Genomic DNA, 14,825 nt, shown 5'->3' with positions numbered 1-14,825 from the left:
CATCCCTGCGACCAAATGGTATCCGATAGCTGAACACGTTGCGAAGCCCTGGGAGTCACTCTCCGCCACCCTGCGGACCCCGGAGGCACCCCCCAGGTGACGAAGCATCAGAGCCTCAACCGACCAGGGGCTCCAGTACGAAGACGGGGATCACCCGATCGGTCTTCTTCTGATAGTCGGCGTACGGCGGGTACGCGGCGACCGCGCGATCCCACCACTCGGCCTTCTCGTCGCCGGTTACCTCACGGACCGTCATGTCCCGTCGCACGGCGCCGTCCTGGAGCTCGACGTGCGGGTCGGACTTGACGTTGAAGTACCAGACCGGGTGACGCGGGAAGCCGCCGTTCGAGGCCACGGCCGCGTACCGCCCCTCGTGCTCCACGCGCATCAACGGGGTCTTGCGGATCTTGCCGCTCTTCGCGCCGCGCGTCGTCAGAATGACGACGGGCAGGCCCGTGTCCCAGAGCGTCGCTCCCTGCCTGCCGTCCGAACTCTCGTACAACTCGACCTGATCGGCCACCCACTGCACCGGACCCGGCTCGTACTCGCCTTCAAGAGGCATCGCGTTCACCCCATCGTCACGTCATGAAGTGCGGTGTCCGACAGGCGGTCAGGTACGACGCAAAGTGCCCACGACCAGCAAGAAGAAGAATTGTCGAGGCCCCTGCTTCCACCCCGGTCGGAGTCACCTCCCAGGTGGGGAAGCATATCGGGTACCACCCGCGTGTGGTATCGGGTGCTTACCCGCGTGTTCGCGCCGCCGGCCTCCGAAGTGCGTCCGGAGGTGGCGGTCCGCCGACTGCCGACCCGCGTCGAAGGCGACACCTCGCGTGACCGGTCCCGGGCCAAACCCGGTGACATGCGGGTGCTGTCCAGGGAGACTGGCGACAGACGTGTACGAGCAGTCGAAGGCCGAAGGGCAAAGAGTGGCACTGGCGAAGAAGGGTTCCCGCCGCATCGTCGTCGACGGCGTCGAGTACCGCTGGCGAGTGAGCAGGAAGCCGTGCTGCGACTACGACGGCATCACCTTGGGCTACATGGTGGAGGACGCGGCCTGTCCCGGAACGACGCTCGTCGTGGAGACCGGGCGGCCGGCCGTGCTCGAACCGAACATGCTGCCGTCCGAGGTGGTCCTGCCGCGCGAAGTCGCCGCAGGCATTCGGGCCGCGCGGTCGAACGGCTGGACGCCCAGCTCCAACGGTTCGCCGTTCAAGCTGCACCTTTCCGCTGCCTGACCGGGCCGTGCCGAAAGAGCACGGCAGCGCGGGCGGGCAACCGGTCTCCCACGGGATCCCGGTGCGCCGGTCAACCAGCCGACAGATCACCACCTACCGGGCGTCAGCCGACTACGCCGGAGCCTGGGCCCGTGCCCCGCTGCCGCTCAGGCACCCGTGGGGGCGTCAGGCCCTCCCGAGGGTGCCACCGGCCGCGGCAGACAGGTGGGAGTTCCGGACGGGCCGGGTGTGGCGGTGGCGCACGGGTCCGGGTACATCGGCCCGATCAGTGAGATGCGGCTGATCCGGTACGGCCCCTGCCCGTACCAGCCGTGGAAGTGGACGGTCACTTCGTGGGAGTTCCCGATGGCGACGTTGGCCCGCAGACCGGTCCAGTCCGCCGCCCCGTCGGCCCAGAGCTGGACCTCGCCCGTGCCCGTACCGGTGCCGGTGATGCGCACGAAGGCGTACGCGCCGGACACGTACGCGGAGAAGTCGTAGCTGGTACCGGCCACGACGGCGACCTTCTGGAAGCAGCCGGCGTAGTCGTGGCTGCCGGGCCGGCCCTCGACGCCCCGGGCGAGTTGGACGACGTCGCCGTCGCAGGACCAGCCCTGGGCCAGGGGGCTCCCGAAGTCACCGTTCCTCATCCACTCCAGGGGTGCCGGCTGGGCGGACGCGGAGCTGCCTGCGGCGAAGGCCGCCGCCCCGGCGAGGACGAGGGCGCCGAGGGCGGCGCCGAGCGGGCTTCCGCCATGGGCGTGGCGACTGCGGCTACGACTACGGTTGCGACTACGGTTGCGACTGGACGAACGCATGGCGTCTCCGATGTGGGGGGTGTCCGGACGGTGCGGGAGCGGGAGCGGGGGTCCTCGGGCGGTCAGGGAATGTAGGTGCGCGAGCAACTCGCGCCGGGCGAGGGAGACCCCGGGCCGGGGCTCGCCGTCCGCGGGTCCGGCTCGCCGCACGGGCTCGGGGTGACGCCGGGACCGACGAAGGACACCCCGCGCACGCTGTAGGGGGCTTGCTCGTACCAGCCGTGGAAGTAGACCGTCAGCTCGGTGGTGTCCGGACCGGTGGCGACCTCCACCGTCAGGGTGTTCCACTCGCTCTCGTTCGACCAGGTGGCGGCGCTCTCGCCACCCGTGCCGGAGGCGCCCACGAAAGCGTACGATCCGCGCACCGAGGCGTTCAGGGTGTACCGGGAGTCGGGCTGGACCCGGACCTTCTGCGTACAGCCCGCGTAGCTGGTGGCGGTCGGCCGGCCGGTGATGTGGTGCTGGTGCGGGACGGTGCTCCGCGAGGCGTTCGGCTCGCAGTCCCAGATCCACGGGTAGGAGTCGAAACGCCCGTTGACGATCAGCTCGACGTTCGGCAGGGGCGACGCCGCCGAGGCGGCCGGCGCGAGGGTGGAGCCGCCGAGGGCGAGTGCGGCCGCGAGGCCGAGGAACAGACCGACACGGCCGGTGCGGCGGATCGGGCGGGTGGATGCGCGCATGCCGTCTCCGGATGGGGAGTGCCAATGGGGCGGCGGTGCGAGGGAGTTGCCCACACCCTGGTGGATTCCGACCACCTCCGTCAAGGGGAGGCAAAGAAGGCGAGGATGTCCCCCTGCCCCGCCGCCGGGCGACAGTGCCTGCGAGACGGCCATGCGGACGCCGAAGCGCTCCGCCCTTCCACAGACGCGGGTATGCCGCCGGTCATTCCTGACCGGCGGCATACCCACCACGGCGTCACCCGGCTCCCGCCCCTACCGGGTACGCTCTCTCGGCCGCCGCGCGGAACCGGGCGCCCGGGGTGATCACCTGCCCGCGTGTCCGGGCCTCGCGTGAACCGCCCTACGCGCGGGAGACCGTGAAGCCCACCGCCGCATTGTTGCCGCTGCCACCGCTGCGGACACAGGAGTAGTAGACGGGGACGGTGCAGGAGTAGCTGTTGGAGCCCGCGTACGGGTTGTTCCAGTGCACCGTCACGGCGCCGACTCCGGCGAGGTTGTACTGGACCTCGCCCTCCGTGCCGGTCAGGAAGCCGTCCGACTCGCTCTGCCAGCTGCCGCTGTGCCACGCCGGGATGTCACCCGGAGGCAGCTGGTTGGTGCTCCAGATACCGCGGCTGAGGCTGTCGTACGTGCGGGTCAGCTGGTGGCCCGTGTTGTTGCCGAGCGTGACGTGCGTGCTGCGCGCGGCCTGGAGGGCGTCGGGTCCGTCGTCGTTCGCGTCGGCCGTCCCGGCGAGGGTGTTGCCGCCCTTGATCCGGAACGTGACCTCGGCGTTGTTGCCGCCGCCACCGGTGCGCTCGCAGGAGTAGCCGCCGGGGACGGTGCACGAGTAGCTGTTGGAGCCCAGGTACGGGTTGTTCCAGTGGATCGAGACACTTCCGCCGGCAACGACGTAGCCGACATCGCCCTCGGTGCCCGTCAGCGCCCCGCAGGACTCGCTGGCCCACGTGATGGACTGGCCGACGAACAGGTATTGGAGCGGAAGCTCCCCGTTGGTCCAGCACCCGTGGGAGAGGTTCTCCCAGCTCTGGACCATCTGGCTACCGCTCTGGTTCACCAACGTCACGCGGGTGCTGCGGGCCGCCTGCACCGCAGCCGGGGCGTCGGAAGGAGCAGCGGACGGGGCCGCGGTCGGGGCGGCTTCGGCGGCGTGCGCCGCCGGGACCGTGGCGAGGGTGCCGCCCAGCAGCAGGGCGGCACTCAGGACGGCCTTGGGGACGGAGGATCGGAGCGAGCGCTTCGTGGTCATCGGAACGGTCACCTTTCGGTCGGTGCGTACGAAATGACGGACGGGAGCAAGCGGTGTTCACGGCTCGCCGCGGCCGGAGGGCGTCCTCGTTGCCGAGAACTCCCGTACGAACGCGGCAGGCGAGCCGCCGCAGGCACGCTCGCGTACGCGGCCCCGGTCGCCGCGACGGGCGAGAGGAGGGACATCCGTCGGGACCCGTGCTCACCCGGCCCGGTGGAGGGCGGGTGTTCGGCGTACCTGCACGAACCACTCTGCCGATCGACGGATTCGACAGCATCGTGGAAAACCACGAGTTGTCCCGAGGCCGTCAATTCGGACGCCCGCCGGCACCGTCCCGATCGCCCCCGGCCGGCCCGTCAGCTGCGTGCTGCGGGTGCCGCCGAGGCGGTCCGGTGCGCGCCGGGTGCGACGGGACTCCACCACAACTCCGCTCCTCCGCGCCTCCGATGTGGTCACGTCGTAAGAATCTTGGCCAGGCGGGCCGCCTCCGTTCGGACGCGGCCGGGTGCGGCGGGGCCGGCCAGGATGCCGAGGGCCGGGAGGGTCGTGCGGATGCCTTCGGCCGCCGCGCACTCGGCGGCGAGGGCGAGGACGTCGGCCAGCGCGCGCCGCCCGGGTTCGTCGACGGCCTCGGTGATCACGGCCGCGAGCGTCGCCCATACCGCCGGACCCGCGCCGCTGCGCGCGGCATCGGCCAGGACCGGCAGGATCCGGTTCGGCTTCACCACGGACAGACGCCAGAGCGCCGCGAGCCATTCGCCGAGCACCTCCGGCCGGAGCCGACCGCGTGCGGTCGCCGTCAGCAGGAAGTCCAGCGCGGCGGTGCGGCTCTCCGCACGGGTGGCGGTCAGCCCGTAGGCGAGCAGGAGGTGACTCACCGGTCCGAACTCGCCCGGGGCCTCCGCGAACCGGGGCAACAGGGGGTCGGCTCCCCGCGGAGCGGACGGGTCCGCGCGGAACGCCACGGAGGGCAGGCCGTGCGCGGCGACGGCCTCCGGGTGCCAGGGTGCCAACCAGGCCAGGTGGAGGAGCTCGGCCGACGAGAGCGACGGCACGCCCACGAACCGGGCGTGCTCGGTGGGGTCCGGGACGGCCTGGAGGAGGTCGGTGACACCCTCGGGCACCGCCGCGTCGTCGGTGTGGGCAGGGGCGTCGGCGTCCGCCACGACGGCGCCGTCGACGGGCAACGGTGCGATGCGCGGGACGGTGGGAGGGCGCCGACCGTGCGGACCGACCGGTTCGGGCTGGAACGGGGACTGGACGTGGAACCGCTGCGGTGCGGGCGGCGCCGGGTCTGCGGGCAGATCGAAGCCGAGCCCGCCGGCGGCGGTGCGGACCGCCGCCAGCGCGTGCGGGGCCACCCGGAGCAGCGCTTGGGCCACGTCCTCGGGCCAGGGCCGGGCACCGGCGTTCCGGTACGCCGTGAGGCGCTCCACCAGCACGGCCCCGTCGATCGTGCCGTCGCCCGCGGTGGGCGTCGCGAGCAGGAACGGCACCGGCGCGGTGGTGATCCGGCGCGCCGCCTCGTGAATGCGCAACACGGGCGCCACGGCCGGAGTCCTGACGTAGGCAGGCAGGCCCAGCAGGGTGGCGGTATGCCGGTCCGACTCGTTCGCACGGCCGGTGAGGGCGTCGAGCAGGCAACCGAGCGCTGCCTCGATGCTGCGGATGCCCAACAGCCGGTTCGGGTCCCGGTCCCGCCGTTCGGCGAGGGGGGCGAGCGCGTCGCGAAGGGCGGCCTCGTCACGGTGGTGCTCCGCGACAAGAGCGGCGAGCACCGTCTCGAACTCCCCGAGATCGGGCAGGCGGGCGGCCATCACGGCACTCAGCCGCTCGGCGGTTTCCAGGGGGTCGGCGGGTGGGGCCGGCAGCGGGGCGGGGCCCCCGTACGCCGCCACGACGGGCATGTCCTCGCTCGGCCCGGCGCTCGGGGCCGTGAGGGCCAGCAGACTGCGGGCGTCGCGCTGAAGGGCGGGGCCCAGGCCGTCGGCGGCGGCGCGCACGGCTTCGGCGGTGGCGGGCGTGACGTGCGGCAGGTAGCGCGCGACCAGGCGCAGGGCCTGCTCCTGGATCGCGGGCGCCGGGTGGGTGAAGGCGGTGACGGCGGCGGGCAGCAGGTCCTCGGCCGCGGCCGGGTCACGGCGCAGCGCGGCCTCGACCTGACCCAACTGGGCGGTCGCGAGGGCCTTTTCCGGTCGGGCCAGGACCCCGGCCGTGAGTTCGGCGAGCAGGTCTCCCGGCAGCCGCGCGTTCACGGAGCCGAGCGCCGTCTGGGCGGCCTTCGCCGCACCCGGCGCACCGTCGACGGCCAGCTGGACGTGGTCACGGGCCCGGGCGAGGATCTCCTCCGCGTCGAGGGCCAGTGCCGTGTGGAGCTGGAGAAATCCGCGCAGGTTGCCGGGTCGGTCACCGCGCAGCAGCAGACCGAGGCACAGGTCGATCAACTCGGCGCGGTCGAACAGGCCCTCGCCCGCGAGTGCGGTGAGCGCCGTCGGCCACTGGTTCTGCGGGCCGTGAACGGCGGCGTACCGGTCGGCGAACTCGGTCCCGACGTCGGGGACTTCGAAGAGCCGACGGACGAACTCGCCGATCCGGGGCTGCGCACGCAGCCAGGAGAGCAGCGAGTCGTGGTGCGGCACCGGCTCGCGCAGGCCCTGGTCGGCGAACCACTCACCGATCTCGCGGTGGTGGTAGTGCATCAGGCCGCCCTCGCGCAGCCAGCCGATCACGTAGCCGTCGGTGGTGGGGACCTCGGCGCCGGACCAGACGGCGAGGCCGTGGGCGATGAGCCAGCGGTTGGCGTCGCCTCGCGCGGGCAGCCATTCGGCGAGCCGCACGGCGAGTTCACGGTGGAACGCCGCGTCACGGTGCGGCACGAGCAGCGCCCTCAGGACGACGTGGTGGTCGGGGCTGGTGGCGCCTCCGCCGGGCAGCGGCCAGGAGACGTCGAGCAGGCGCCGGGAGGTCAGCCAGTCCAGGGCCTCGGTCGGGGTCGCGGCGGACAGGATCCCGGCGAACTGCAGGGCGGCGAGCTGGTCGTAGGCGGCACGGTACCGGCCGGGGTCGCCCGCCGTGAGCTCGCGCACCAGCTCGGTGCGGAGCTTGCGCAACGGCGCCCGCAGGTGACGCAGTTCGGCGGCGGGGACCGGGCCGAGCCGGTCGATCACCCCGTGCGGGAACCGGGCAGCCACGAGGGCGCGCACCTCGTCCCAGCTGATCGTCTCGTCTGCGCGGTCGGTCACGGCGCCCCCACTCGGTCCGGTTGATGATCACGAACCTAGCCCGCGCCACCGACAACCGCGTACGCGGGTGGACGTGCGACCAGCGGCGACGCTCCCGGGTGCCCGGGAGGGGGGCGGGGTGCCACGGGATCCGAGGACCACGTCGCCGACCGTGTCCACCGTGTCCACCGGGAAACGGACCGGCGGGCCGACCCCGCGAGGGGCCGACCCGCCCGTGGGTCGCGCTGCCGGACGAGCCCGGAGCGCCGGAGCGGTGCGGGCCCGGACGGCGGGAGGGGGGATTCTCGCCGTCCGGGCCCTGTCCTGACCGCCCCACCCCCTTCTCACCCCGATCCGGCGGGACAAACCCCCGACTCCGGGCAGCGACCAGTGACCGGCTTCGGCCAGGGTGCGGTGCGCCGGGGCCCGGGAGTCTCCGTGGTCGACCGCCGCGCGAACGGGCGGTCAGGATCGGCCGGTCAGGACGGGCCGGTACCGCGGCTCAGACGACGGCCCCGTTGCGTTCGCGTGCGGGCGCGGCTCGGCCGGCACTCGGCCGAGCCGGGTCCTGCGGCCGGTCGGGGTACCGCTCCTGGAGCAGCACGGTCACCGGCATCGCGGTGAACACCGTCGACGCGGTGCCCACCACCACCCCCGCCAGCAGCGCCACGGAGAAGTCGGTCAGCGAGTCCCCACCGAGGACCGCCAGGGCCACGAGGACGAACAGCGCGCCCATTCCGGTGTTCACCGTACGCGGCAGCGTCTGCGCCACCGCGCGGTCCGCGAGCTCCGGCCAGCTCGACAACCTGCCGCCGCGGCGCAGTTCACGCAGCCGGTCCAGGACCACGACCGTGTCGTTGACCGAGTACCCGACCACGGTGAGCAGCGCGGCGAGGAAGACACTGTCCACGGGCTTGCCCAGCCAGGCGAAGAGGCCGACGACGAGCAGCACGTCCTGCATCATCGCCGTCACCGCCGCGGCCGCGTACGTCCAGCGGAACCGGACCGTGAGGTAGAGGAGTTGGGCCGCGACCGCCACCCCGAGCGCGATCACGGCGTAGGTGCGCAGTTCGCTGCCCAGACTCGGCCCGACCAGGTCGTCGCGTTCCACCGACACCTCCCCGGTGACGGCGGTCAGTGCCTCCCGGATCCGCTGCTGCTGGTCGTCGCCGGTCTCCTTGGTACGGACGGACACGCCCGTGTCGCCCGTGGTCTGCACCACCGCCTGTGGGAACCCGGCGTCGATCACCGCCGCACGGGCGGCGTCCGCGTCGATGTGCTTCGCGGCGGTGTACTGCGCCACCCGCCCGCCGGTGAACTCGACCCCGAACTCCAGGCCGCGCACGCCGATGCCGCTCAGGACCAGCAGCAGGAGCCCGGCGCAGACTCCGAGCCACCGCCGCCGGTGGCGCATCAGCCGCGGCGGTCGCCGGGTCAGGCGCACCCGCAGCCGGCCGACGGTCGCCAGTCCCGTCAGGGCCGGCCGCCGGGCGACGAAGGGCCGCCGTACCGCCCATTCGGCGAGCAGCCGGGTGATCAGCATGGCCGAGACCATGGAGGCCAGCACGCCGATCGAGAGCGTCACTCCGAAGCCCTTGACCGGCCCGATCGCGAAGACGAAGAGCAGTCCGGCGGCCAGGAGCGTCGTCACGTTCGAGTCGGCCACGGCACTCCACGCCTTCGCGAACCCGGTGTGCAGCGAGCGCCGCAGGTCGCGTTCCGGTCCGCGTTCCGGTCCGCGCTTCTGTCCACGGGACTGGGCGCCGAGCCTGGCGTACTCCTCCCTGGCCCTTTCGAAGACGAGCACGTTGGCGTCCACCGCGATGCCGACCGCCAGCACGAAGCCGGCCAGTCCCGGCAACGTGAGGGTCGCGCCGAGCGCGACCACGGCGGCGTACGAGATCAGGCCGTAGAGGGCGAGCGCGATGGTGGCGAGTACGCCGAGCAGCCGGTAGACGGCAATGATGAAGATCGCGGTGCACAGCAGGCCGATGCCCGCGGCCAGAGCGCTGGCCCGGATCGCCTCGGCGCCGAGCGAGGGGCCGACGGTGCTCTGCTCGATCGCCTTCACCGGCACGGGAAGGGCGCCGCCCTCCACCAGCGCCGCGAGATCACGGGCCTCGTCGGCCGAGAACGCGCCGGTGATCTGTGCCGAACCGCCGGCGATCCCCCGGCCGCAGGGCACGCTGTCCTGCATGCCCGGCGCGGACACGATCCGGTCGTCGAGCACGATCGCCACCCGCCCGGCGGGGTCCGACGGCCCTGCGCAGGCCGCGTCTCCGGTGAGGCGCGCCCAGGTGTCGGCGGCCGCCCCGCGGAAGGAGAGGTCGATGCCCCAGCCGCTGCCCGACCGGGTGTCGAGCACCGCCCGGGCGCTCTTGACCCCGTCGCCCGTCAGGGCCGGCGGGCCCAGGAGCAGCTGCCTGCCGGGTACGTCGGGATCGGCGAGGGCCCGCGAGCCGTCCGCCGCCGGGGACCCGACCGGTCCGTCGGCGGCTGCGGTGGCGCCGGTGACGGCGTGGAAGGTGAGCTGTGCGGTGCGGCCGATGACCTCGGCGGCCTTGCGCGGGTCCTGGACTCCGGGAAGTTCGACGACGATTCGGCGCTCTCCGGAGCGGGCGAGCGAGGGTTCGGCCACGCCGAGGCCGTCGACCCGGCGGCGCAGCACCTCCAGCGCCCGGTCGGTGGCGGCGGCGTCGGCGCGCACGCCGGGCGCGTCCTGGGTCTCCAGGACGATGCGGGTCCCGCCGCGCAGGTCGAGGCCGAGGCGGGCGGGTGTGGTCAGGGCGACGTAGAACGAGACGCCGACGACGGCGAGCGCGAGGAGCGCACGCCAGAACGTGGCACGACGAGAGGACATGGGTTCTCCACGGGCGGTCCGCGGGATCCGGGCATCGCCGACGGGCGGGTGCCGTTCCCGGGGACGGGCGGACGCTAGGGGACAACGCGCCGCAAGGAGCCTCCGGCGTCGAACGGCCGGATCCCTCTCGTTCCGGGCCGCGGGCATGCCGCGGCTCCCGGGACGGCGGGCGCGTGGAACGTCAGCTGCTCCGGGTGGAGGGAGGACCGCGGGTGAGCCGCGGGTCGTACGCGCCGTGGGGCGGTGCCCGTTCCTGTCGCGGCCCCGGGGCGGACGCCCCCGTCAGAGGCGCGGGACCGGCCGGGCACGCGCACGCGAGGACGGCCGGCGGCAGAACGGGCAACCGCGTGGCGGGTTCCGTGGCCGTCGTCCGTTGCAGGGCGGCATCCGAGCCGCTGCGCTCCGGCCCTCGCCGGACCTCCGGACGTGCGGGGCCGACCGGCACGGGGGTGGCGGGTGCGGCCGAGGGGACCGCCGGCGCGGGGGCGGCCTGCGCGATCGGGGCCGTACCGAGCAGGACCAGGCACAGGGCCCAGACGGCGAGGAGTACGCACGGCAGCGCCACCGCCGTGCCCGGACGGACACGACGGCCCGGCTCGGCCGCTCTCACCACCCGTTCCCTCACCACGCTCCTCCCGCGAGTGACTCACTGTAGGCGACGACGCCGTCCGACGGTGCAGCGGTCCGATTCCTGTCCACCCGGCCGACGGTGAGTGCCCCTTCGGCCGGTGGCCGTGCGGGCGCAGGGGCATCACCGTGCGGGCCGCAGGGGCATCACCTCGGCGGGCCTGTACCGCGGGCGCGTTCGGCGAACCAGAACCCGGCCGACACCGCCGTCCGTGACGAATGCCCCGCGTCGCAGCACGACGACCGTGCCGGACGGATCCCCGCACGTGGGGAGACTGCGTGCGCTCCGGGGCAGGCCCGGCACCTGCACGTCGGGGCGAGGACGACGGGTCCCCTCAGGCGTGGGCCACCGTGCGGGTCCGGTACCAGGCGACCGTCGCAGCCGCGCCCTCCTGCGGCGTGGTGACCTCGGCGGGACCGAAGGTTCGGCGGTACAGCCCGTCGTCGACGGTCCAGGGGCGGTCGAACTGGTACCAGATGTCGACCAGTTCCCTGGCGGCGGGGTTGGACAGTCCGACCAGTCGCATGAGCGGCTTCGCGGTCGCGCGGACGCGGGCGCGGGTGGCGGCTGCCGCGGCGACCTCCTCGATGAACTGCCGCGGGGTGAGCGCCGGGGCGGCGGGGAGGACGAAGGCCCGCCCGTCCGCGGCGTCGCTCTCGCCGAGCCGGACCAGCGCGCCCGCGACGTCCGGCAGGTAGTGCAGGGTACGGGGGACGTCGAGGCGCCCGGGCCAGAAGACCGTCCGGTCCCCGAGTACGGCCGGCACCACTGCGGCGCCGATGACGCTGTTCGTACCGCCGGGACCGTAGTAGTCGGCGGCCTGGCCGATGGTCACGCGAAGGCGTCCGCTGTCATGGGCCCGCAGGAGCCGGTCCGTCATCGCCTTGCGGACGGCGCCCTTGCGGCTGGTGGGTCGCTGGGGCGTCTCCTCGGACACCGGCCCGTCGATCGGTCCGTACCGGTAGAGGTTGTCGGCGAACACGAGCTTCGCGCCGGCCGCCGCGGCCCCTTCGACGATGGCGTCGGTGAGCCCGGGGAAGTCCTGCGGCCATCGGTGGTAGGCGGGTTGGGCGCAGTGGTACACGACGGCGGCGCCGGCGAAGGCGGCGCGGGCGCCCTCGGTGGTGGTCAGGTCGGCGGTGAGGGAGGTGACGCCGGCCGGCACGTCGATCGGCGTGCGCCCGACGGCGCGGGGGCGGTGGCCGCCGCGCACGAGTTCGCGGACGACGGCGGACCCGATGCCGCCGCCGGCGCCGAGGACGACGTGCAGAGGGGTGGGCATGGTGCGCTCCTTCGATGGGACGGCTGGGATACGACGGGTTCGGTGGTGGTGGCGCCGGCGTCGGCGGCGAGGTCGGCGGGGCGGGTCCCACCGCGCCGCCGGCCCCGAGGGGAGCCGCCGCCGGGGCTCCGAGGAGCGGCGAGGTCAGCGGGCCCGGCGCGTAAGAACGACGGCAGCGGCCAGGAACCACAGCTGGAGCAGGGCCGAACCGATCGAGGTGGCGGCGCCCGGATCGGCGCCGGCGAGTTCGACCAGCGGCAGGGCGAGACCTGCCGCGGTGAGGAGTGCCGCGATCAGCAGCCACCGCGGTGCGGTGCGGGCGCGCAGGGCGGCCACCGAGGCGCACACGAGCCAGCCCACCGCGAAGAGCGAGACGCCGAGGACTTCGCCGACGCCGCCGCCGAAGTCGTTCAGCACCTGGTACTGCACGGCGACCGCCTCGCGTGCGGCCGCGTCGGACGCAGCGCCGTAGGTCTCGGCGAGGCCGGGCATCGCCAGCAGCCAGCGCGAGATGCCGATCGTGCGGGCGAGGGTCGAGGCGACGGCGAACCCGACGGCCAGACGCGTGAGCAGGCTCTCCGTACCGCCGGTCAGGGCCCTGCCGGTCCACACCGCGACCGGCAGGAACAGGACCGAGTAGACCAGGTAGACGGCGTATCCGGCGCGGACGGCACCTTCGTTCTCCAGCAGCCGCGGCAGCGCGATGGCGGCGGGGTCGTCGAGGCTCGCGGGCCAACCGATCGCGGCTCCGAGCACCACGATCGGGACGATGAGGAGGAGGCCCTCGACGGCCAGCAGAACGGCGGCCGTGCGCCGGGGGTCGAAGGCGCGGGGCGGGACGCCGGACAGAGGGACCGGGTGATGGGTCACGGACATGGACACGAACTCCTTGCGAGTGGCGTTCACTGTGCGACTGGTGTTCGCACTTTAGCGAGCAGTGTTCGCGATGTAAACGGCAGTCGCACTTTGCTAGAGTGTTCGCATGCCCTCACCCACCCGCCGTGAACGGCTCCGCGCCGAGACCCTGGACGAGATCAAGGCCGTCGCCCTGCGCCAACTGCGCGAGGTCGGAGCCGCCCAGCTCTCCCTCCGCACGGTCGCGACCGACCTCGGCATGAGCCCCGCCGGGCTCTACCGCTACTTCGACAGCCGCGACGCGCTGCTGACCATGCTGATCACCGACTCCTTCGACCGGCTCGGCGACGCCCTCGAACACGCCCGCGACGCCGACCCGGACGCCGACGTGGCCGACCGGCTGCTCGCCGCACTCGCCGCCTACCGCCGATGGGCCGTCGAGCACCCCCAGGAGTTCGGCCTGATCTACGGCACCCCCGTCCCCGGCTACGCCGCCCCACCGGACGGCCCGACCAGCACCGCCACCCGACGCGTCGGCGGGGCACTCGCGCCCCTGTTCGTCGAGGCCTGGCAGGAGGGCCGGCTACGCCTGCCCGACGACGTCGCACCCGACCCGGCCCTGGCCCGCTACGCCGCCGAACTGCACCCCGGCCTCCCGACCGCCGCCGCGGCCGCGATCCTCGGAGCCTGGACCCGGCTGCACGGGCTCGCCGTCCTTGAGGCCTTCGGCCACCTCCGCTGGCTGAGGAACGAGACCTCCGATCTCGCCGAGCAGCAACTCCGGCTGCTCCTCGCCGAGATCGGGCTCTCCCCCGCATCCGCCCCCCGCTGAAGCACCGCCCCCACCGGGCCCACACGCCCACACCGGATCGGCCGGGTCGCCGAGGCCGCAACCGACCTCCTACGCGCACGAGTTCGCCTGACCCGACGACCGGAGGCAAGGTGCACCCCCGTGCTGCTACGGGCGGAGGGCGTCCAGCAGTATCGGCAGGGCGTGGCGGAGTTCGCGGTACCCGTAGGTTCCGGTGTGGGTGCCGGGGAAGACGTGCGTGGTGACCGGCGCCCCCAGGCGCTTGAGCCTGCGGTCCAGCGCCCGGGCCTCGAAGCCGCAGGCGGCCTCGGTGACGGAGACGACGTCGTCGGGGAACAGGGCGATCCACTTCTCGGTGCCGGGGATGTGGACCTCCGGCTCGTCGGCGTCGAGCGGGCCGGGCGTGCCGTCGCCGGAGGAGAGGTAGACGGGCGTGTTCCGCAGCCCTTCGGCCCGGTAGTACGGGTCCCAGTCCAGCCAGACGTCCCACTGCTTCCAAGGGTCTCCCCAGATGGCGTAGCCGTCCAGGCCCACGTAGGCCGCGCCGGACAGCCACATCTCCGGGTGGCGGACGGGGTGGAAGGGGGCGCTGAAGGCGGCCACGGCGCCGAACAGGCCCGGGATTCGGGCGGCCATGCCCAACGCCCCGAAGCCGCCCTGGGACTCTCCGGCCGCAGCGCGGCAGGGTCCGGCGCCGTAGTCGCGTTCGACCAGGGGGATGACTTCGCGGAGGAAGTAGGTGCGCACCAGGGGTCCGCCGGCCCGGCCGTGGTTCCACCAGTCGGTCCAGAAACCGAAGAGCGGCATGGCCGGCATGACCACGAGGACGTCGTGGAGTTCGGCCAGCTCCTGAACCTTGAACATGGTGGCCCAGGTGGTGTGGTCGCCGTCGCCGCCCGCCAGGAGGTAGAGCGTGGGCCACCGGTCGCCGGGCTTTCGGCGGTCCCAGCCGCGAGGGGTCAGGAGGGCGACGGGGACGGTGCGGCCCAGGGCCGCGGAGTCGACGGTCAGCTCGATCAGCCGGTCGTCCACCTGGCGTTCCCTGATGGCCCGGCCGGTCGTGCGGGCAGGCGAGGCGGCGGCCGGCACCGATGGTCCGCCGGCCGCGAGGAGGGCGGCACCGGTCAGCAGCGCACGGCGCGTCGATGAGTAGGTCACATCCGCCTTCTCGGCAGCGGGCCCCGACTTCTTGAGGGACGTACCGGCC

At 73.6% G+C, this 14,825-nt stretch carries 11 protein-coding genes; 2 read left to right on the top strand and 9 right to left on the bottom strand.

Annotated features, from left to right (window positions below; translation table 11 throughout):
* Positions 1–115: 115 nt before the first annotated feature.
* Complete coding sequence (locus ACFWIC_RS32495) at positions 116–562, bottom strand: nitroreductase family deazaflavin-dependent oxidoreductase (protein ID WP_355404819.1); 447 nt, start codon at positions 560–562, stop codon at positions 116–118.
* Between the two features lie 331 nt (positions 563–893).
* Here ACFWIC_RS32495 and ACFWIC_RS32490 point away from each other — a divergent pair, with 331 nt between their 5' ends.
* On the top strand, positions 894–1,235 hold the full coding sequence (locus tag ACFWIC_RS32490; RefSeq protein ID WP_355404821.1) for a hypothetical protein: 342 nt from the start codon (positions 894–896) through the stop codon (positions 1,233–1,235).
* A 146-nt stretch (positions 1,236–1,381) separates the two neighbouring features.
* Here the strand turns inward: ACFWIC_RS32490 and ACFWIC_RS32485 are convergent, their stop codons facing one another.
* The 7 genes from ACFWIC_RS32485 to ACFWIC_RS32455 all read right to left on the bottom strand — a co-directional run bounded on the left by ACFWIC_RS32485 (position 1,382) and on the right by ACFWIC_RS32455 (position 12,828).
* The gene (locus ACFWIC_RS32485; RefSeq protein ID WP_380520670.1) at positions 1,382–2,032 is read right to left on the bottom strand and encodes a hypothetical protein; all 651 of its coding nucleotides are present in this window, start codon (positions 2,030–2,032) and stop codon (positions 1,382–1,384) included.
* 62 nt (positions 2,033–2,094) lie between these two features.
* Entirely contained in the window at positions 2,095–2,712 is a 618-nt protein-coding gene (locus tag ACFWIC_RS32480; RefSeq protein WP_380520669.1) for a hypothetical protein, read from the bottom strand.
* A gap of 340 nt (positions 2,713–3,052) precedes the next feature.
* Positions 3,053–3,961 carry a Crystal protein ET79 gene (locus ACFWIC_RS32475; RefSeq protein WP_380520668.1) on the bottom strand — a complete coding sequence of 303 codons (909 nt, stop codon included), beginning with the start codon at positions 3,959–3,961 and terminating at the stop codon, positions 3,053–3,055.
* A 452-nt stretch (positions 3,962–4,413) separates the two neighbouring features.
* A complete protein-coding gene (locus ACFWIC_RS32470; protein WP_380520667.1) occupies positions 4,414–7,203 on the bottom strand; it encodes a hypothetical protein in 2,790 nt (929 codons plus the stop codon).
* A 481-nt stretch (positions 7,204–7,684) separates the two neighbouring features.
* Positions 7,685–10,042: a protein translocase subunit SecD gene (gene secD / locus ACFWIC_RS32465; RefSeq protein WP_380520666.1), complete on the bottom strand. Its 2,358-nt coding sequence runs from the start codon at positions 10,040–10,042 to the stop codon at positions 7,685–7,687.
* Between the two features lie 962 nt (positions 10,043–11,004).
* Positions 11,005–11,952, bottom strand: a complete 948-nt coding sequence (locus ACFWIC_RS32460; protein ID WP_380520665.1) for an NAD-dependent epimerase/dehydratase family protein — start codon at positions 11,950–11,952, stop codon at positions 11,005–11,007.
* A 144-nt stretch (positions 11,953–12,096) separates the two neighbouring features.
* Positions 12,097–12,828: a DUF4386 family protein gene (locus ACFWIC_RS32455; protein ID WP_380520664.1), complete on the bottom strand. Its 732-nt coding sequence runs from the start codon at positions 12,826–12,828 to the stop codon at positions 12,097–12,099.
* A 106-nt stretch (positions 12,829–12,934) separates the two neighbouring features.
* Between ACFWIC_RS32455 and ACFWIC_RS32450 the strand changes: the two genes are divergently transcribed.
* Positions 12,935–13,639 carry a TetR/AcrR family transcriptional regulator gene (locus ACFWIC_RS32450; protein WP_380520663.1) on the top strand — a complete coding sequence of 235 codons (705 nt, stop codon included), beginning with the start codon at positions 12,935–12,937 and terminating at the stop codon, positions 13,637–13,639.
* A gap of 126 nt (positions 13,640–13,765) precedes the next feature.
* On the opposite strand, the gene ACFWIC_RS32445 is transcribed toward ACFWIC_RS32450, so the two are convergent.
* Positions 13,766–14,776: an alpha/beta hydrolase gene (locus ACFWIC_RS32445; protein WP_380520662.1), complete on the bottom strand. Its 1,011-nt coding sequence runs from the start codon at positions 14,774–14,776 to the stop codon at positions 13,766–13,768.
* Between the last annotated feature and the right edge of the window lie 49 nt (positions 14,777–14,825).

The sequence above is a fragment of the Kitasatospora sp. NPDC127035 genome (assembly GCF_042726075.1).
Lineage (GTDB): Bacteria > Actinomycetota > Actinomycetes > Streptomycetales > Streptomycetaceae > Kitasatospora.
This window is presented reverse-complemented; position numbering and strand designations above follow the sequence as displayed.